Origin of the sequence: Fictibacillus marinisediminis, from assembly GCF_023149135.1 — a bacterium.
GTDB classification, from domain to species: Bacteria; Bacillota; Bacilli; order Bacillales; family Fictibacillaceae; genus Fictibacillus_C; species Fictibacillus_C marinisediminis.
The window spans coordinates 1,563,586-1,582,381 of sequence record NZ_JAIWJX010000002.1 but is presented as its reverse complement, the minus strand read 5'-3'; the positions used below and the strand labels follow the sequence as shown (position 1 = coordinate 1,582,381).

Genomic DNA, 18,796 nt, shown 5'->3' with positions numbered 1-18,796 from the left:
GACTGCAGAAAAGCCTGCCTTTAACTGGAACAAGGCAGGCACTGAACATTCTATTCATTATTGCTTTATGTCTCTTTTATTCATGTACATTCTTTCATCCGCAAGACGCAGGTAATGATCAATATTGTCAACCGCATCCGCATGCAGGCGAATGGTTCCATAGGCCAGCGAGACCTTTTCATTCCACGAACGCAAATACAGATCAATCTGGCCGGCCAGCTGATAGGCTGTTTGTTCTGTATGGCCGGGAATCAAGAATACAAACTCGTCGCCTCCAAACCGGAAGCCGAGATCCATTTGCAGCTTTTCCGCAAAGAAAGCGATCTGCTGCAGCAGCTCGTCTCCCATATGATGCCCGAACTGGTCATTGATCTCTTTAAAATCATTGATGTCCATCATAATCAGTGACAGTGGATATTGGCCCCTTTTTGCCTTCAGGACCTCTGTTTCCAGGCAATGATAAAAGTAACGCCTGTTATATAGGTTCGTCAATGGGTCTCTGATGCTCAGTTCTTTCAGATCGGTTACTTGTTTTGAAAAATAACCGCTTAAAACCCCGATCATTAAAGAATTGGCAGCATGTCCCCATCTCTCCAGAAAAAACAGTTTGTTTTCAGCTGTTTCTTCCTTAATCAGGTTCTGAATAACACTGTTGCCCGCCTGCCTCAGACTCTTTGCTAAAAGAGGAAGGAGCTGATGGGGGATAGCCCTTTGCCCGGCAAAATCATGTCCCTGCTTGAAACCCCGATCTTCAATTCGTTCCATGCAGGAGTTAAATTCTTCATTATGTATAAAAATGCCTTTTATCAAGGCAGTTAACATCCATTTAAGATGCATCTGGTATTCTGAATCTGTATAGGCCAGGAAGGGAACAAACAGTTCATTCTTTTCCAGATGAAGAAGATGCCTCTCGATAATGCTGGGAATGGATTCGATATGAAGGTTATAAAGACGGCTTTTGAGGTCGGCGATGTCCGTTTCTGGCATAGGTTGGATCCCTCTATTCAATATAGTATTTAAGAAGTGACCGGCTTTGAACAAGATGTATTTGGCCGAACATAACAAAAAAAGCCATCTCCCCTGCAGGGAAATCGCTCTTTCCCCTTTGGCAACCCGGCTGCCATAGTTTCTACAAACGTTAGGCCCGCGGCTTTGCGTCCCACCTTTTCAGATGGTTTGCTCTGAGACAAAGGTCTCTTCTATTTATCCGATATAGTAATTATATACCATATAACCTATTTTTACCAACACCAAACACGAACCTTAGACCTATTTTTTCATTTTCCATCTTTTGTACCATCGATAGCCGATTCGTACACCATTCAGCACCGGATAAGGAACTCTAAGAGGGAATCTATAAAAGAACGGCTGATAGATCTTAAAATAAGCCTTTCTTAAATCTCTCCATTTATAGCATTCCTCTTTCTTGCAAAAATCTGAAACATCCACAATGATTCCCCGCCCATTAGAAATCATTACATTTTTCCCGTGAACATCCCGGGGAAAAAGGCCGCGGTTTCGAGCATAGCACAGTGCTTCATCCACGTCACGAATCACGTTTTCGGAAATTTTCACCCCTTTATGCAGGCAATCATAAAGTGTTATTCCTTCGATTCGCTTTAGGATCAAGTGGCGTTCTCCATATCCGTAACAGCGTGAATATCCAGGGTGCTCCCCCAGCTGCCGGTAAACAGATATCTCTTCAAGCAGGTCTTCATGATTTCTGCCATAAATCTTAACGACTTGGTCAGGGAAATCAGGACGGACGAAAACGGCAGCATAATTGCCGCAGCCCAGAAGCTCCCACGGTTCAGGAGCGAACAGAACTTCCACAGGATCACCGGGATTCCTGCTAATTATTTTTACTTCTTGTGTTAACTCCTCTGCTAACTGCGTATACTTTTTCATGATTCACCTGGCCCGATTCCTAAGTCTCTCGCCGAAAGCTTTGAACAGCTTTGCTATTTGCGCTCTATCAGCGTACCAAAAAGAAAATGTTTCATCAGCAATTCTGCTTTATTTCGAAGATGGACGTTCGGGAATCTCATAACTTCCTGATATCCCCGGATAAAAATCTGATATTCTGTGATGTCATCCACTGGCCTTCCATCCGTTACTTTAATTTTACGGGCCATCATTTCTTTTTTCACATCTTTTAATTCAAAACTGATGGCATTCATCACATTCTCGATGAGTGTGACATACGGCTGCCTTAATTTGAAAGGAGAAACGGCAATCACTTTTAAATCACGGTTAAAGATGGTAAGCAGCATAGGATACATAATATATTTATCTACTAGTATACGATCTCTTTCATCGCCATATAACATTTTTGTTCCTCCCGATCGCCGTTCAGGCCGTTTTTCCGGCAACCGACAAAATATTAGACAGCTTAAACGTACGGATTTGTTTTCGAAGACAGCAATAGGCGGTTAACGTTTCTCCTTCACAAGAAATCGGAAAAACGTAACGCTGAGTAAACTGCCCGCCGCCAGACTGATAGATCATCATAAAGGGAGAACGTTCAGACACACAACGCATCAGCAATCGATTCATTTTAGCCACCGCCTTACCATTTATTTATTCACAGTATATGCGAACAAACGTTCTTTATGCAACTAGAAAAATATGCCTATCCTTAGTAAGGATAGGCATATACCCTAATAATATTACACGCTTTGCAATAATCCTTTCTGTCCCAGTGCCTGATGAAGGCTTCCTGCGATGGAAAATCCCTCAAAGCTAATTCCCAGAGCAACAACGGTCTGAGCAAGTTCTGGCCGCATGCCTGTCAATGTTACATCCACACCGAGAAGCTTTAAGGATGTAATCACTTGAAAAAGGTTATGGGCGACCATCGTATCAATGATTGGAACACCTGATAAATCAATATAAAGGTGCTCAATCTGCATCTCCATACATTCATTAAGAGCGATCTCCATGATCAATTTCGAGCGGTGTGTATCAATGGGACCGACGAGAGGCAGGACCCCGACCGTCTGCGTAAGGCGGACAACAGGAACAGACAGCTCTTCAAGTGCATCTCTGGCCAAGTCGAGCAGATGATGATTATAGTCCACATAGGCCACGCTGAAAGAATAAACCACCTTATCCAATAATGGATCAATAATAGTCACAGCCTTCATGACTGTATGGTTATCGTAATCATTTCTTTCCACTTCTTTTCCAATGAATTCCCAGATGATCGTCCGGTAAAGCCGTGTAGAATCGAGGGCTGTATCAAGGGACAAATTGATTTCTACCGCAATTTCCCCGCTTTTTTTTCCCCATTCTAAAAATCTTTTTTCTGATTGTTCGAGGTTTGAGAATAATGCTTCACCGATGAATTGAAACAGTTCAATGCGCCAATCGATTAAAAGCTGCTTTTGCTGGTCATTCGGCGGATTGATCCCATTCTTTATCCGATTCTGTGTTACGGCCTCAGCAAGTTCCACTTTATGCTGAACAATGCGGTCTCCCAGAGCTCTTAAGTCCTTGTCCATCGTCTACCCCTCTATCTCTCATATCGTTTATATTGTCCTATCATCATACACTATCGCAGGCTTACAATAAACGATTTCCTACCTTTGAAGCCGAGCCTCATCATAAGTGCCTAAATATTCTTTGATCTCTCCTTCATGAACCCAGGCCACACGGTTGAAGAGCTTATTTAAGAAATACCGGTCATGCGATACAGCTACCACAGTTCCGTTATATTCTTCCAGGGCATCCTCCAGGACTTCACGTGAATCAATATCCAGATGGTTGGTCGGCTCATCAAGCAGCAGCAGATTGACATCCTGGTTGACGAGCTGTGCAAAGCGAAGGCGGGTATTCTCTCCTCCGCTTAAATCCCTCACCTTCTTGAACACGGACTGTCCATAAAATAAAAACTTGGCAAGCAAATGCCTTGCTGTCCCTTCATCAACAGGAACAGCTTCGCGAAAAGCAGACAATACCGTTTCATCCGGGTGACTGTTCAGTCCGGTCTGGGAAAGGTACCCAAGTTTAACGGATCTTCCAATCTCGATAAGACCAGTGACTTCCTGCTCCCCTAAGATCGCTTTTAACAAGGTAGACTTTCCTGTCCCATTGTTGCCTACAATTGCAACCTTTTCACCAAAACGGATAAAAAGATCAACTTGTTTCAGTATCTCCCTGCCAGGATAGCTTGCCGTCACATCCAGCATAGAAAGGACTTCTTTTCCGCTTCGATCCTTCATCTGAAACGAGATTTCTGTCTTTCTGCGGTTAAGTACCGGACGTTTGATTTTCTGCATCCTTTCTATAGCCCGTTCCATGCTGCGGGCCCGTCTGTGAAGATCGCCATTGTCACCCCTGATCGCCCAGTCGCGCAGACGCTTAATGGCCTCCTGCATTTTTTTTATTCTTTTTTGCTGTTCCTGATACTGAGCAAATTCAGCAAGCAGGCGTTTTTCTTTTTCAGCTGAAAAAGCACTATAATTCCCGTGATAGAGGATCACTTCTCCGTCTTCCAGATCATAAATTTTGTTCACGGTACGATCCAGGAAATAGCGGTCATGGGAGATGATGACGACAGCCCCCTTGTATTTCAGCAAATAGTCTTCAAGCCATTCCATCGTACTTAAATCAAGATGGTTGGTCGGTTCATCAAGCAAAAGCAGATCCGGCTCCTGCAGAAGCAGGCATCCGAGCCCTGCCTTTGTCTTTTCACCTCCGCTGATGGAAGAGAATGGCTGGTCTTTTACAGCGTCAAGACCGAGGCCTTTTACGATTCCGCTAATCTTGGATTCGATGGAATACCCTCCCATTTCTTCATATGTCTCCTGAAGGCCATATAGCTGATTCAGCCATTTATCCAGCTGCTTTTCATTTGGATTCTCACTCATTTTTGCAGTCAGAGCATTTATTTTTTCTTGAATTTCATGAAGTTCAGAAAAGGACTGCATAAACACCTCATAAACCGAGGCATTATCCGATCGGACCGGCACCTGCTCCAAATAGCCCGCCGCCGATCCTTTCTTGAGATGAACACTTCCTTCGTCCGGATGCTCTGTACCCGCAAGCAGTTTAAATAAAGTACTTTTTCCGGTTCCGTTACGCCCGATCAGGCCTATCCGGTCTGTGCTATGGATTTCCAGAGATATATTATTAAATACGGTATGTCCTCCGAAGCTTTTTGTGAGTCCGTTCGCGGAACAAATAATCATAGGTAAACACTCCTCAAATTTGGTGGTTACCCATTCTTCAAATAAATTAAAAGACAAAAAACCATGGGCAAGCATACCTGCCCATGGTTGATCCGTTGATGAGGAATGGGTATGGAAAACTTACTGATGCACTAATGTTGTATGAAATTTGGACAGACTTCTCCCGTTGACAGCTATTACATGTGTAATAGAGCGTACTTCAACCGTCAGCCAATCCACCATACAACGTACACCATTCAGCATTCCTACCCCTCCTTTCATCCAAAAGTATATTTGTTCCAATTATACCATTTTTAAATTTTGTATTGCAATAGGCAGCGCGCCATTTTATGAAGATTCATCCACAAGAATAATCGCATCAAATCCTGCTTTAATGGCTTTCTGTGCTGCCTCTTCTGCATTCCCTTTTTGTCTAAAACAGCCGATTTGAACACGATAGAGCCTGTCACGCTTTTTTTCGTTAACCCGATGCACGCCTTCTCCTTCCCTTTTTATGATTTCCAATTGATCTTTTACATCCTGAAGAAAATCTTCAAAACTCTTCCCATTCCTTTTTAACGCGTTCACAGGGTCTTTCCGCCTGCCCGGATCCAGCTGAAAATGTCCTTTAATATGCAGAGTGGGATTCCATTCATAGGTTTGGCACAGCCAGGAAAAAAACCAGACATATCGTTTATATGCTTCTACCCATGAAATCTTTCCGCCATAGCATAACTCCACTCCTATAGCCCAGTCGTTCGCATCAGACACCTGTCTTCTGACATGCCAGGTTTTCTCGCGCAGCGGGATGATCATCAGGATGTCCTGATCATCAATAAATACATGAGCAGAAGCGGCTAAATGCCTGCTGTTAAAATAGTTGAAATTTTGCAGGGCAGTGGAGCCTTCATTTCCAGTATCATGGGCCACCGCGTACCTCGGTATTCTGTTGCCGCCTGGCCTGTGCCTCCACTTTTTATCAATCAGCATAGAAGTGATACTGTAACGATTCCCTATCAAACCTATCCCTCATTTCCTTTTTACCTATAAGTAGGCAAAAAAAAACAAAAGGAGCTGCCTTTACAGACAACTCCTCCGCCTTTTAATTCGCTGCGAACACCCACACCCAGTAGATGATTCCTGCGAGAAAACCAATTCCAAGCAGCAAAAACCATAATGTACTGTTTTTCATCTTCCAACCTCATTCTTATTTCATTTCCACTTCGAGGGTACCATATCGGAAACGAGAAAAGAAGTTCCAAAACAGGAAACTTTGTGTCAATAACAGATAAATGTTTGAGTAAATGGCCGCCACAGTATACTATATTTAATAGAAGCGTCAATATTGAACTAAACGTAGAATAGGTGAATGATATGAGTGATAAACGCACGGAATCTATTGCAGAGCTCGAAACCAGCTTCCAAACCGTCTTTCGGACATTCAGGAAAGACATCAATGACCTTTTTTCTGATGATGTCCCCTCCAATGAGTTCGGAGTGCTGAATCTGTTAAAAGATAAAGATTTTCTTACTGCATCTGAACTGGCAGCAGAAATGAAGGTGTCTTCAAGCCACATTACCGGAGTAACAGACCGTCTAATAAAAAAAGGTATGATCACAAGAGAACGTTCAGTTACTGACCGAAGAATCGTATACGTTAAAATAACAGAAAAAGGCCATTCTGTTGCAGAAAAACTGGCTTCCATCCGCCGGGACTATTTCAGAGAAAAGTTCTCCGGGCTCTCTGATGAGGAAATGGAAAGAATGGTAGACTACTTAAACCGAATGATTTAGTCTTAGAAACGGCAAAAACACTTAACCATAAAGTGTTTTTGCCGTTTTCAGTGCAGAGATTTTAAATTCAATTCTTATCCGCACCTTTAGAAAGACGAACCTAGGCTTCGAACGCATTGCAGCATTCTTTCTCTCTCTGATTCGGGAGAATGGATTACGTTGCCAAAATAGATGGACCGCTTGACCTCCATTCCGCAAAATTCAAAAATACTATGATCCCGCGCGAGATTCATTGCATGATGCATACCGTTCTTTTCGTAGATCTCAGAAGGCGTTCCAGTCGTGCAGATTGAAACTGCGGATTTTCCTTTCAACTGCGGAATGGGTTCTTCTCCATCCAGTTCATAAGCAAAACCGTAGCTGAATACCCTGTCAATATACCCTTTAAGCAACGCAGGCATGCCTCCCCACCAGACCGGATAGATGAGCGTAAGGCAGTCACACCAGGTAAGCAACTCCTGTTCTTTTTTAATATCAGTGCTGTACATAAAAGCCAGGGACTGTTCATATTCCTCTTGTGTCAGAACCGGCTGAAATCCAGAAGAATACAGATTTCTGACAGCCACTGTGTGCCCGCTCTTCTTTAATTCCTCTGTATATGTCTCCACCAAAGCCATGTTGAAACTTTCTTTAGCCGGGTGGCAGTACACTATGACATGATTCATCTAATCTCTCCTTCCTACATTGACACGTATACGACACTTCCATTATTAATCCTTTCACATAGTAAAAAAGATGTTTCATTACCAATATCAGGGCAATTTCTTATAAACTTTTATAAGAAGAACAACTCCTTCTGAATAAGTCTTATCCTTTTGATGTTCCGTTCAGTGAGTTCTCCAACAAGATTGTAGATTGGAAAGAAGAAGTGGACCGGCTCGTTGAAACCAGATAAAGCAGAGTAAAAACCCGCCGATCAGCCGGCGGGTTTTGTTTCATATTAGATGAGAAATAAAGATCGACGCAGTCCCAAAATAGACAAGCAATGAAAAAATATCGTTGAGTGTTGTAATCAGCGGCCCTGAAGCGACGGCTGGGTCGACGTTAAAACGATATAAAAGAAGTGGAATCAGCGTTCCTGCAAGGGTTCCAATAATAAGAGTCAAAAACAGTGAGCTTCCAACGACCAATCCCAAAATGGCATTTCCCTGCCAGAAAAAAGCAACGAGTGCGATAAGAATTCCGCAGGTAGTGCCAATGATCAGCCCGACTCCAAATTCACGGAAGATGAGGCGCCAGACGACCTTTTTATCGATGTCATTGGAAACAAGCCCACGGACCACTACAGCGAGTGATTGTGTACCCGTATTTCCGGTCATTCCAGCGATCATCGGCATGAAGAATGCGAGCGATACGACCTTTGACAGCGTATCCTCAAAAGCAGAAATAATACTTCCGGAGATAATGCCGATGAACAGGAGCAAGATCAGCCACGGAAGCCGGCGGTAAGAAGCAACGAAGGCACTGGTGTTAAAATCAATGGATTTTCCCGAAGCTGATAGCTTTTCAATGTCCTCATTCGCTTCTTCGATCAAAACATCAAGCACATCGTCTACCGTTACGATTCCAAGCAAAACATCATTATCGTCCACTACCGGAACAGCAATGAAATCGTATTTTTCAATCGTGCGAGCCACTTCCTCCTGGTCCATGTCAGCAGCAACAGAGATGACCCGGGTAAACATGATGTCTTCAATCCGGTCGTTGAGGTCTCCCAGCAGCAGATCACGATAGGAAACGACGCCGGCAAGCTGCTTTTCTTCATTAATGACATACAGATAATAAATATTTTCAGCAAATCCGGCGAACGTCTTCAGTTTATCGACCGCATCGCGAACTGTAAACATCTGCGGGATCCAGACGAACCGATTGGTCATAATCCCGCCGGCGGTGTCGGCAGGATATTGCATGAGTGATTGGACCGTACGGGATTCATCCGCCTTCATGGATGCTAGAAAATCCTGAATCTCTTCAAATGAGAAATTACTTAGCAAGTCCGCCAGGTCATCGTTTTCCATTTCATTCATGATATGGGATGATCGTTCGATTCCTAATTTATGAAGAATCTCGATTTGAAAATGGCTGTCCAGTTCCTGAATGAGAGAAGCAAGCTGCCTTGTTGTCAGGAACGTAAGAAATTTATGCCGGTGTTTCTCCGGCAGTGTCTTATAGACTTCCGCGATGTCGTATGGGTGCAGTTCGTCCATTAATTCCTGGAACTCTTTCTTTCGAAGTTCTTTTAAACTTTTTATAACAAAAAGCAGGATCTGATTTCCCGTCATTTCCTTGAACACGAATGTCACCCCCTTGATATCGTTCTTATTATATAAGAATCTCCAAGAAACTGCGAATGCAACATTGATTTTCAAAAAACGTGTTCTGATGTATTGAATCTGTGGGAAAACTTGATGTATAATCAAAGCAACATAAGAAATAAGAGGGCAGCAACTGACGAGAACGTGTGGAATTGACCACAAGGAAGCTGCAATTTTTAACCTAAAAAGCCGTTCGTCTGGGCAAAGGTAAGGAATCACTGTGTATATTCCTTGCCTTTTTTCTATTCTCAGGAGGTAATTGGATGGAAAACAAGCTAATACTCGATGGCACCCGTGTCGCAGCAGAAATTAAAGAGCAGCTAAAAGAAAGAGTTTCGTCATTAACCACCCAAGGCACCATACCCTGTCTGGCGACTGTTTTAGTAGGAGAAGACCCTTCTTCTGCTACATACGTAAAAATGAAAGGCAACGCTTGTGAAAAGCTAGGAATCCTATCAAAAAGGATTCATCTTTCAGCAGAGATTACCACGGAAGATCTATTAAACACTATCCATGAATTGAATCAGGATGAGAACGTGCATGGCATCCTTCTTCAGCATCCTGTACCTTCCCATATTGATGAAAGAGCCGCGTTTGAAGCGATCGACATTGAAAAGGATGTGGATGGTGTAACGAGCTGGGGATTTGGACAGACTTCGTTCGGATTTGGCAGCTATCCATCCTGTACGCCTGCAGCCATTATGGCCATTATGGATTTCTATGACATTTCGATTGAAGGTAAGCACGCTGTCGTTGTCGGCAGGAGCCCTATATTGGGCAAACCGGTTTCCATGCTGCTCCTTAACCGAAACGCTACCGTAACCACCTGCCATTCCTACACTCAAAATTTGAATGAGATCGTAAAACAGGCCGATATTGTTGTAGCGGCCGTTGGAAAGCCTAAGTTCATCCAAGGAGATTGGATCAAGCAAGGGGCCGTTGTCATGGACGCCGGCTATAATCCGGGCAACATTGGCGATGCTGATTACGAAGAATGCGAGAAAAATGCCGGAGCCATCACCCCTGTTCCAGGCGGTGTCGGTCCAGTCACTATCGCGATGCTGCTGAAACATACAGTGGATGCAGCTGAGAAAAAACTCGAGAATAAGTAATATAGAAAAAACTGATCCGTGAATTTTCGTGGATCAGTTTTTTTGTGGACCGCTAAGAGCCACCTAGTTTACCATAATGGTGTTTTGGCGGGTATTTTCTTCGTTTCGGCGGGTAAATGCTCTATTTTCGCGGGTATTTTCATCTTAAACAAAGCAATAGCTGAGTGTATGCTTTTCAGGCATACAACAATATGAAATCTCCCGTCTCAGGTGGACATATGCACTTACTGAAGTTATAAGATAAAAAAACACGAGGAACCGGTGCTTTTCCAGCCGGTTCCTCGTGTTTTTTTCTTTTTATTTACATTTCATATTATTGAGCCGTCAGAACGAGCGGACCTTCTTTTGTTATGGCAATCGTATGCTCATATTGAGTGGATAGCGAGCCATCAAACGTACGGGCGGTCCATCCGTCATTATCTATTTTCACATAGCGTTTGCCTGTGTTCAGCATCGGCTCAATCGTAAGGACCATTCCTTCTTTTAAGAGCGGGCCTGTTCCTTTTGTACCGGCGTGCGGCACTTGAGGATCCTCATGCATCACCCGTCCGATCCCATGTCCGATAAACTCCCGGACGACTGAAAGCCCTTCTCCTTCTGCATACTGCTGGATGGCATGAGAGATGTCTCCGATCCGATTGCCAATCACAGCTTTTTCAATGCCGAGATAAAGTGATTTTTCGGTGGCCTCCATCAGATGGCGAGCTTTTTCAGATACTTCCCCTACTGTATACGACCATGCGGAATCAGCAAGCCAGCCGTTTAATTTCACGACCATGTCAATCGTCACGATGTCTCCTGATTTCAGTTTCTTCTTGTTCGGAAAGCCGTGGCAGATGACATCGTTCACCGAAGCACAAGTGGCAAAAGGATATCCCTGATAACCTTTTTGTTCAGGAGTTGCTCCGTGTTCTTTAAGAAACCTCTCCACAAAAGCATCAATTTCAAGTGTTGAAATACCCGGCTTGATGATTTTCTTGATCTCTTTGTGGCAATTCGCCAGCAGCTGTCCGGCTTTGTGCATTTGTTCAATATCTCTTTTTGACTTATAAGTAATCATGCGTATCCTTTCCCATCCTGCAAATAAGTAAGGTGTAAACTTACTATATTCTTTGTTTATCTATTTGTTCCCAGCAAACTTGCTAAAAACAGCGCAAGGCGCAAATCAATGTTTGATTTACGCCTGATGGCTTTGTTTCATTCTCGATTCGACAACTTTTCCGCCAAGCCAGAGGACTAAGATGCCAAATACCGCGAGCCCTAGTTTCAATGGATTTTTTATCACATCCAAAAAATCATAGCCGATGAAGGAGATGATGGCGATCATTACGAGCTTCCCAAGAGCTACGGATAAAACGAATGTCTTTTGGTTGATCCGGGACAAACCGGCAATGACATTGATCAAAGCAGAAGGCGTAAATGGAAAACAGTAGATGAGGAAGAGTGTGCCGAAACCACGGCGTTCCATCCATCCCAGCAGCTTTTCAATCTTATGATGCTTTGTAATAAAATGAAGAAATCTTTGCTGGCCCAATTTCCGTACCAAAAAGAACACAATCATCGAACCGATTACTGCGCCCAGCCAGGAAAAGAGGGCTCCCAGCCAGAATCCGTAAGCCGCAGCGTTTCCAGCTACGATAATGAACAGCGGCAATACGGGAATAATGGACTCAAGCAGCGGGAGAAGCACGCCGGGCAAGAAGCCTAAGTCCCGGTATTGCTCTAAAAAGTGCAGTATGTTTTCCTGCGAAAGATAAGTTTTCCACTCACTCCAATTCATAGCCCGGTCTCCCTTCTATATAGCTATCATCGTTTCCATTTCGGCCTTTATTTAATCTCATTATGACCATCTAAATTATCGCCAAAATTAGACAGACTTTTCACCTAGTTTACCATATTCACTAAATTAGTCCTAGTAAGCACGCAACAAAAAAACCATCCATTCTGAAGTGACCCCAAAAAGTTAGACAGCTTTTTGGGGTCACTTCAGAACGAACGGATCGTTTTTTCGCTATCTTATTTCATTAGTGCTTCGTATACCTGCAGATCGAGTTCTTTTGCCTTTTCCGCGTTCGTGGTCTTTTCATACTCCGGTTCCTGAACAATCTTTGCTCCCCAGAACATACTTTCAAAGACATGATCGATCACCACTTCAATCTTGGCAAGCTTTAGTGGCACACCTTCCATTTTTTCCTCTAGAACAGCAGCTTTCCCATTGATGGAATACACGCTCTCCAGTCCGACAACGGTTAAGACAACCTGTGGATTCTTCTTAATGTTAGCCACAATTCTCGAGTTGTTCGTTACTGTAAACCTGATTCTTTTTTCGTCACAGCTTTTTACCCATGATATGGCAGAAATTCCTGGGGCCTTCGTTTCTGCATCAACCGTACCGAGCAGCACAAGTTTCTCCCCCTGCAGATATTCAAAAAGTTCTGTGGAAAGCTGAGCAGGTATTTCCGGTTTGGCCATTTGAAAGTGCTCCCTTCTTCATCCGAGAATTTTTATGTACCATTCTATCTTCTCATAAACAGGTTTGGTTAGTAACGGATGCAGCAAGAAATTTCAAAAAAACTGTCATAAGATAACTACTCTTATGACAGCTCTTCTCTATTTTCACGCTGAATCATGTCACAAAATCGGGTTTTTGCTGAGCAAGAACGGCTTTAGACTGTCCGACAGGCAATCCGCTCTCCTGCTGAATAAATTCCGTTGCTTCTTCAAACCAGCTGTCAGGTGCCTTATGCCCCCAGAACGTCTGGCGCCGGGGGTCATTAATATCCCATTTAACCGGCTCAAAATCAGGGTCGCACGTTAAATAGTCTCCATTATATAGTTCCAGCCGGTTTCCATCTGGATCCCGAATATAGAGGAAAAAGGCGTTCGATAAGCCATGGCGGCCAGGTCCCCTTTCGATACAGTCGGCATATCCCATGCTTGCCAGCACATCACAGGAATGAATAAGGCTCATGGGATCAGAAAGCCAGAAACCGACATGATGCAGACGGGGCCCTTCTCCATTCATAAAGGCGATATCGTGGACAGACGGTTTGCGATGGAGCCAGGCAGCCCATGTTCTGTCGTCCTCTGTAGCCGTATACTCTGAACAGCGGAAGCCAAGTTCATCAGTATAAAAAGCGACAGCCTTCTCCACATCAGGTACCATACAGTTAACATGGTCAATCCTCTGGATACGTGCTCCCTTGTATAGATCGTACTTTTGCAGGCAGCGTTCCACCGTTTCCATTTTTGAAAAGAATTCAAGCGGCATACCAGAAGGATCTGTTGCCTTAAGAACACGGCCCAGCGCTCTTTGCTTACCCGCCTCCTCCCACTGCGTAAAAAGATTTCTTTCTTTGAAAAGTCTCTCAATCTTCTCAAGATCTTCTTGATGCCAAACTTTATACCCGATGGAATGGACACCTGGCTGATCCGCTTTCTTCAGTACGAGGCAATGATGACAGTGTTCTTCCAGGCCCCTTAAATAAATGTGCTGCCCGTCGCTTTCCGTCTCAATAAAGCCTAACGCATTGACATAGAAATCTCGGGAAGCGTTCAAGTCGGTCACGTTCATGACTATCCGGGCCACTCGAATGATATTAAAGTCCATAAAGCACCTCCTTAAATACGAGCATAGTTGTGGTCGGCGGTTTTCACTCGGCTCAAGAATTCCTGGACCATTTGTTTGTACGGTTCCTTGTTGAAGCCATCATAATAAATGTTGGACATGCGTGCAGGATCGCCAAAAAAATAATATTCGTAAAGCGCCTGCCTGCCGCCAAAGGAGCTCATGCAAACATCCCATGCAAGCCTGAAAAGCTGTACCCTTTCATAGCCATTGATGTTCGCTCCCTGTGTGTAGCGGTGTACGAGTTCCCCGATGTCTTCCGCTTCAAAATCAGACTCTGTCGGTATCCCCATTAAGCCGGATGCCCCTAAGATTCGTACGATTTCCACCATCCGCTGATACATTTTAGGGAACCAGTTTCGAGCTGCATTGAGCGGAGCAAAATCCGGGGTCATGTTTCCATAGGCATCAAGGGATGCATTTTGTTCAGCACGGAACAGATGAGATTTCATCGTTTCAAGAATGAGCATGACCTCTGACGCTTTTTCTTTTACGTGCGGAAACACATCGATGCCGATCGCATCCATAATGCTTAAGATGATGCCCAGAACGAATTCCGTTTTTACCGTATTTTTAGCTACTACCTGATGGGCCATATGCACGATCGCATTTGTTTCCACGTACGTACGATTACAGATGTCAGAGCTTCCCCCGACAAACACACGGTCCCACGGAACAAGCACGTTATCAAACACAACGATCGCATCGCTCTCTTCAAATCTTGAACTCAATGGGTGATCCCACTGGTTTCTTCCTTGGTCAAATGATTCACGGCACAGGAACTTCAAGCCTTCTGTGTTGTTGGGAATCGCGAAAGCCATTGCGTATGGATCATCCTCAGATGCGGCTTTGTTCAGGGTAGAAGGGAACACGACGATCTCGTCCGTCACACCACCCAGCGTGGCTAACAGACGCGCCCCTTTTATCACGATTCCCTCTTTGTTCTTTTCTACGATTCTTGCAGACAGAAAAGGATCCTTTTGTTCTGATTGTTTTTTCGAACGGTTTGTCTGCGGATGGATGAGCGTATGTGTGAGGCTAATATCGTTTTCACGGCAATAGTGATAATAGTTTCTGGCGTTCTCCGCAAACATCGGGTCTCCCTGAGCAAAAAACGAGTCTGCTGTACCAAACGCCATGACACTCGTATTCAAGTAATCTGGTGTGCGCCCCATCATTCCGCCCGTGTACCGCGCCCATTCTGTAAACATTTCACGGCGCGCGATTAAATCGTCCTTGGTTTTAGGCGCGATAAAAGATAAACCGACTTTATCTCCTGTTGTATCTGAGGTGTAGAGCATTTTATCCGCTTTTTCATGCTGGAGATCGAATAGATTGGCAATCGAACGTACCACGTTCCGTAAGGCAGGATGTTCTGTTACATCTGTTACTCGTTTTCCATGAATCCAAACGTTGTTATTTGCCGTTTTTAAACCGTTGATATATTGTTCTCCCGTGCGTGCAGGCAATGTCATTCCCTCCCGGATATTAGTAGCTTGCCAGCGTTCTGGCCTCAGGCGTTGGTATTCGCTGAAGCAGCTATGTTCTTTTTTCCGAATTGCTGAATATGGTGATCACCGACGGCCACATGAACGACTTTCATTTCTGTGTAAAATTCAAAAGCATAATGCCCGCCTTCTCTTCCAATGCCGGATGATTTAGAACCTCCAAATGGTATTCGCAAATCACGAACATTCTGTGAGTTCACCCACAGCATTCCAGCGTCAACGGCACCCGCTACACGATGACCTTTTTTCATATCGTTCGTCCAGACATAGCCTGCAAGACCATATTTCACATCATTGGCCATCTCGACCACTTCTTCTTCTGTCTGAAAGGTCATCACCGTTAAGACCGGGCCGAATATTTCTTCCTGTGCCACCCTCATGTCATTCTTCACATTCAACAGGAGGGTCGGCGGAATAAAGTTGCCTTTGGAAAGATGCTTTGGCACTTCAGCAGCATATACCTCACTGCCTTCATCCTCAGCAATTTTCAGATAGCGTTTTACATTTTCGTAATGATCCTTATGAATAAGAGGGCCTACTTCGGTATCTGGATGGGAAGGATCGCCAACAATAATGTTGAGAACTCTTTTCTTTAAAGCGCTGATAAAGGTTTCACTTATAGATTCCTGAACAAACAGTCTGGAGTTCGCCGTGCACCTCTCACCATTGAAAGAGAAGATCCCCCATACACACGCATCAAGGGCACGTTCAACATCACAGTCGTCAAACACAATGATTGGTGATTTGCCCCCAAGCTCCATGGAGAAGCGTTTAAGAGAATCTGCTCCATTCCGCATAATTTCCGAACCTGTCTTCGTCTCACCGGTAAACGAAATCAGCTGTACATCCGGATGTGCGACCAATGCTGCACCGGCAGTCTCGCCAAACCCATGAACAATATTAAACACACCTTCCGGAAGGCCTGCCTCATGAATAATCTCTCCAAGCTTGTTGGCCGTCAGCGGCGACCATTCAGCGGGCTTGAGTACAACCGTGTTCCCCGTAGCAAGAGCCGGGGCAACTTTCCATGTTTCAAGCATGAACGGTGCGTTCCAAGGAGTGATTAAGCCTGCTACACCTACAGGTTTCTGGATGGTGTAATTGATAAATTCATCGTCCACATGATAGGCTTCACCGACCATTCTGTTCTTTACCATCTCGGCATAAAAACGGAAGTTGTCCGCAGCTCTTGCAACCATTTTCTTCGTCTGTGAGATCGGAAGGCCGGTATCCAGGGACTCCAGATGTGCCACCTGCTCAATATCCCGGTCGATGAGGTCCGCGATCCTATGAATGTGTTTCAGCCTATCACTGAGCTTCATTTTTCCCCAGGTTCCTGTTTTGAAGGCCTCTTTCGCCGATTTAACGGCCGAGTCGATTTCTGTTTTTGTTCCTTCTGCTACGGGATTAATCGCCTCATTTGTAAAAGGATTGATATTTGTAAACGTTTCTCCTGATGCTGAAGGTACAAACTCACCATTTATATAATGAAGGACGGTTTTTTCATAGCTGCTGCTCATGCTTCATCCCTCCTGCCGCGGTACCAGTCGTGCGGCCATCAAGAATTTTATTTTCCAAACTTCCGATATAATCGATTTCAAGCCTTACTGTATCACCTGGATGAATGTGAGAAATCCCCTTTGGAGTCCCTGTCCAGATGATGTCATTCACTTCAAGGGTCATAAAGGAAGAAATGAACTCGATCAGCTCAGATATGGTGTAGATCAAATTCTTTGTGTTGCCCTGCTGTCTCAGTTCACCGTTTACATAGGTTCTTAGTTCGAGATTGTTAGGATCGGGGATATCCGCCGCATCGACAAAATAGGGCCCAAGCGGTCCGAAGGTGTCATGTCCTTTTGCCCGGACTGGCGGACGGTACATGTTGTTTACGAAATCCCGAACCGTTACATCGTTCGCAATTGTGTAACCGCTTACAAATTCCATCGCGTCCTTTGCTTTAATATTTCTGCCTTCCCTGCCGATGACCACAGCCAGTTCATTTTCATAATGCATATAGGTAGCGCCATCCGGATAATATACCGGTGCTTTATGTCCGACAAGCGAACTGTTCGGTTTAATAAAGAGAACAGGTTCAGCGGGTTTATCCAAGCCGAGTTCTTCCGCATGATCAGCATAGTTTAATGCCAAGCCTATCATCTTTTTCGGCTTGAGCGGAGGAAGCCAAGCCTCTGCTTCATCCAGGGAGATGGTCCTACCGCAGCTAAGCAATAGCTGGTCATCTTTCACCGTGGCAGTCCGCTCTCTGCCCTCGAATATGATACGTGCGTGTTTCATTGCATCTCACTCCCAACTTTATTCAATAGACCATAACTGTTTAACACCGTACGAATTTCTTCTTGAATGCTGTCAGACGGCAGATCCATCGGAAGTCTCAGCCTTGGCTTAATTTTACCCATCATTCCCAATGCCGCCTTTAATGGTGCCGGATTGGTATCCCTGAACAGCACATCATTCAGCGGCATCATTTCATAATGAAGCTGCATGGCTTCTTCAATGTTGCCAGCTTCCCAGGCATTATACACTTCTGCAACTTTCCCTGGCAGAACATTTGCTGTTGCGCTGATGTAGCCTTTTCCGCCGATCGCAAGCATTGGATAGCAGAGCAGCTCAATCCCGGAGAACAGCAGGAAGTCTCTTCCGCAATTCAGAAGAACACGGTTCACATGTTCAAAGTCCTTGTTCGACTCTTTCACCCCGATGATGTTCGGGCAGTCCTCTTTCAGCCTGGCGAGTGTATTAACTTCCAGATTCACACCTGTTCTTCCTGGAATGTTGTAAACAATCAATGGGATATCAACAGATTGTGCAACAGCTTTAAAATGATTATATAAGGCATGCTGTGAGGGCTTGTTATAATAAGGAACAATAACCATCGCGGCATCTGCTCCCATTTCCTGGGCTCTCTTGGTCAGATGCAGTGTTTCCTGATGATTGGTTGACCCTGTTCCCGGAACGACTGGCACCCTCCCGGCAACAGACTGGATCGCCGTTTCCATCACTTGCTCTCTTTCCTGCAGCGTCAATGAGCTCGGTTCACCTGTTGTGCCAGTAACCGAAATGCCATGGCTCCCGCTTTCAATATGCCAGTTGATCAAATCACGAAGAGTTTCCAAATCAAGGCTGTCATCCTCTTGAAAAGGCGTAATAATTGGAGCAACAGACCCCTTCAACCTGCTTTTTATCTCATCAAATTGACCAGTTTTCAAAATTATCATCTCTCCTTTGTAAGTAGTGCTGTAGTGTCCGG

Annotated in this window: 20 protein-coding genes and 2 riboswitches; of the genes, 2 read left to right on the top strand and 18 right to left on the bottom strand. The window is 44.5% G+C overall.

Annotated elements, in window-relative coordinates; translation table 11 throughout:
* Nucleotides 1-57 precede the first annotated feature (57 nt).
* The 8 genes from LCY76_RS08655 to LCY76_RS08625 form a co-directional block, all read right to left on the bottom strand.
* The gene (locus LCY76_RS08655) at nucleotides 58-987 is read right to left on the bottom strand and encodes a GGDEF domain-containing protein (protein ID WP_248252302.1); all 930 of its coding nucleotides are present in this window, start codon (nucleotides 985-987) and stop codon (nucleotides 58-60) included.
* Nucleotides 988-1,104: 117 nt separating this feature from the next.
* Nucleotides 1,105-1,191, bottom strand: a riboswitch (cyclic di-GMP riboswitch).
* Between the two features lie 78 nt (nucleotides 1,192-1,269).
* Nucleotides 1,270-1,908, bottom strand: a complete 639-nt coding sequence (locus tag LCY76_RS08650; RefSeq protein WP_248252301.1) for a serine/threonine-protein kinase — start codon at nucleotides 1,906-1,908, stop codon at nucleotides 1,270-1,272.
* Nucleotides 1,909-1,961: 53 nt separating this feature from the next.
* On the bottom strand, nucleotides 1,962-2,330 hold the full coding sequence (locus tag LCY76_RS08645) for a YhjD family protein (RefSeq protein ID WP_248252300.1): 369 nt from the start codon (nucleotides 2,328-2,330) through the stop codon (nucleotides 1,962-1,964).
* Between the two features lie 22 nt (nucleotides 2,331-2,352).
* On the bottom strand, nucleotides 2,353-2,556 hold the full coding sequence (locus LCY76_RS08640; protein WP_248252299.1) for a WYL domain-containing protein: 204 nt from the start codon (nucleotides 2,554-2,556) through the stop codon (nucleotides 2,353-2,355).
* A 113-nt stretch (nucleotides 2,557-2,669) separates the two neighbouring features.
* Nucleotides 2,670-3,503 carry an STAS domain-containing protein gene (locus tag LCY76_RS08635; RefSeq protein WP_248252298.1) on the bottom strand — a complete coding sequence of 278 codons (834 nt, stop codon included), beginning with the start codon at nucleotides 3,501-3,503 and terminating at the stop codon, nucleotides 2,670-2,672.
* 78 nt (nucleotides 3,504-3,581) lie between these two features.
* Nucleotides 3,582-5,192 carry a ribosomal protection-like ABC-F family protein gene (gene abc-f, locus LCY76_RS08630; RefSeq protein WP_248252297.1) on the bottom strand — a complete coding sequence of 537 codons (1,611 nt, stop codon included), beginning with the start codon at nucleotides 5,190-5,192 and terminating at the stop codon, nucleotides 3,582-3,584.
* Between the two features lie 120 nt (nucleotides 5,193-5,312).
* On the bottom strand, nucleotides 5,313-5,435 hold the full coding sequence (locus LCY76_RS23820) for a hypothetical protein (RefSeq protein ID WP_256225522.1): 123 nt from the start codon (nucleotides 5,433-5,435) through the stop codon (nucleotides 5,313-5,315).
* An 84-nt stretch (nucleotides 5,436-5,519) separates the two neighbouring features.
* Nucleotides 5,520-6,191 (bottom strand): N-acetylmuramoyl-L-alanine amidase, encoded by a 672-nt coding sequence (locus tag LCY76_RS08625; protein ID WP_248252296.1) that lies wholly within the window; start codon nucleotides 6,189-6,191, stop codon nucleotides 5,520-5,522.
* A gap of 354 nt (nucleotides 6,192-6,545) precedes the next feature.
* On the opposite strand from LCY76_RS08625, the gene LCY76_RS08620 reads away from it, so the two are divergent.
* Nucleotides 6,546-6,965, top strand: a complete 420-nt coding sequence (locus LCY76_RS08620; RefSeq protein WP_248252295.1) for a MarR family winged helix-turn-helix transcriptional regulator — start codon at nucleotides 6,546-6,548, stop codon at nucleotides 6,963-6,965.
* An 86-nt stretch (nucleotides 6,966-7,051) separates the two neighbouring features.
* On the opposite strand, the gene LCY76_RS08615 is transcribed toward LCY76_RS08620, so the two are convergent.
* Nucleotides 7,052-7,630: an NAD(P)H-dependent oxidoreductase gene (locus LCY76_RS08615; RefSeq protein WP_248252294.1), complete on the bottom strand. Its 579-nt coding sequence runs from the start codon at nucleotides 7,628-7,630 to the stop codon at nucleotides 7,052-7,054.
* 270 nt (nucleotides 7,631-7,900) lie between these two features.
* Nucleotides 7,901-9,259: a magnesium transporter gene (gene mgtE, locus LCY76_RS08610; RefSeq protein ID WP_248252293.1), complete on the bottom strand. Its 1,359-nt coding sequence runs from the start codon at nucleotides 9,257-9,259 to the stop codon at nucleotides 7,901-7,903.
* Nucleotides 9,260-9,399: 140 nt separating this feature from the next.
* A riboswitch (ZMP/ZTP riboswitch) is annotated at nucleotides 9,400-9,490 on the top strand.
* 53 nt (nucleotides 9,491-9,543) lie between these two features.
* Between mgtE and LCY76_RS08605 the strand changes: the two genes are divergently transcribed.
* Complete coding sequence (locus LCY76_RS08605; RefSeq protein WP_248252292.1) at nucleotides 9,544-10,392, top strand: bifunctional 5,10-methylenetetrahydrofolate dehydrogenase/5,10-methenyltetrahydrofolate cyclohydrolase; 849 nt, start codon at nucleotides 9,544-9,546, stop codon at nucleotides 10,390-10,392.
* Between the two features lie 313 nt (nucleotides 10,393-10,705).
* On the opposite strand, the gene map is transcribed toward LCY76_RS08605, so the two are convergent.
* The 8 genes from map to hpaI form a co-directional block, all read right to left on the bottom strand.
* The gene (gene map, locus LCY76_RS08600) at nucleotides 10,706-11,452 is read right to left on the bottom strand and encodes a type I methionyl aminopeptidase (protein ID WP_248252291.1); all 747 of its coding nucleotides are present in this window, start codon (nucleotides 11,450-11,452) and stop codon (nucleotides 10,706-10,708) included.
* 117 nt (nucleotides 11,453-11,569) lie between these two features.
* Nucleotides 11,570-12,172, bottom strand: a complete 603-nt coding sequence (locus tag LCY76_RS08595) for a TVP38/TMEM64 family protein (RefSeq protein ID WP_248252290.1) — start codon at nucleotides 12,170-12,172, stop codon at nucleotides 11,570-11,572.
* 236 nt (nucleotides 12,173-12,408) lie between these two features.
* On the bottom strand, nucleotides 12,409-12,864 hold the full coding sequence (locus LCY76_RS08590) for a pyridoxamine 5'-phosphate oxidase family protein (protein WP_248252289.1): 456 nt from the start codon (nucleotides 12,862-12,864) through the stop codon (nucleotides 12,409-12,411).
* Nucleotides 12,865-13,018: 154 nt separating this feature from the next.
* The gene (hpaD, locus tag LCY76_RS08585) at nucleotides 13,019-14,002 is read right to left on the bottom strand and encodes a 3,4-dihydroxyphenylacetate 2,3-dioxygenase (protein ID WP_248252288.1); all 984 of its coding nucleotides are present in this window, start codon (nucleotides 14,000-14,002) and stop codon (nucleotides 13,019-13,021) included.
* A gap of 11 nt (nucleotides 14,003-14,013) precedes the next feature.
* Nucleotides 14,014-15,489 carry a 4-hydroxyphenylacetate 3-monooxygenase, oxygenase component gene (gene hpaB, locus LCY76_RS08580; RefSeq protein WP_248252287.1) on the bottom strand — a complete coding sequence of 492 codons (1,476 nt, stop codon included), beginning with the start codon at nucleotides 15,487-15,489 and terminating at the stop codon, nucleotides 14,014-14,016.
* Between the two features lie 44 nt (nucleotides 15,490-15,533).
* Nucleotides 15,534-17,048 carry a 5-carboxymethyl-2-hydroxymuconate semialdehyde dehydrogenase gene (gene hpaE, locus LCY76_RS08575; protein WP_248252286.1) on the bottom strand — a complete coding sequence of 505 codons (1,515 nt, stop codon included), beginning with the start codon at nucleotides 17,046-17,048 and terminating at the stop codon, nucleotides 15,534-15,536.
* On the bottom strand, nucleotides 17,032-17,823 hold the full coding sequence (locus LCY76_RS08570; protein ID WP_248252285.1) for a fumarylacetoacetate hydrolase family protein: 792 nt from the start codon (nucleotides 17,821-17,823) through the stop codon (nucleotides 17,032-17,034). Before LCY76_RS08570 ends, hpaE begins: the two co-directional genes overlap by 17 nt.
* Nucleotides 17,820-18,755 (bottom strand): 2,4-dihydroxyhept-2-ene-1,7-dioic acid aldolase, encoded by a 936-nt coding sequence (hpaI, locus tag LCY76_RS08565; RefSeq protein ID WP_248252284.1) that lies wholly within the window; start codon nucleotides 18,753-18,755, stop codon nucleotides 17,820-17,822. The genes LCY76_RS08570 and hpaI overlap by 4 nt, the downstream gene beginning before the upstream one ends.
* Nucleotides 18,756-18,796: the final 41 nt, after the last annotated feature.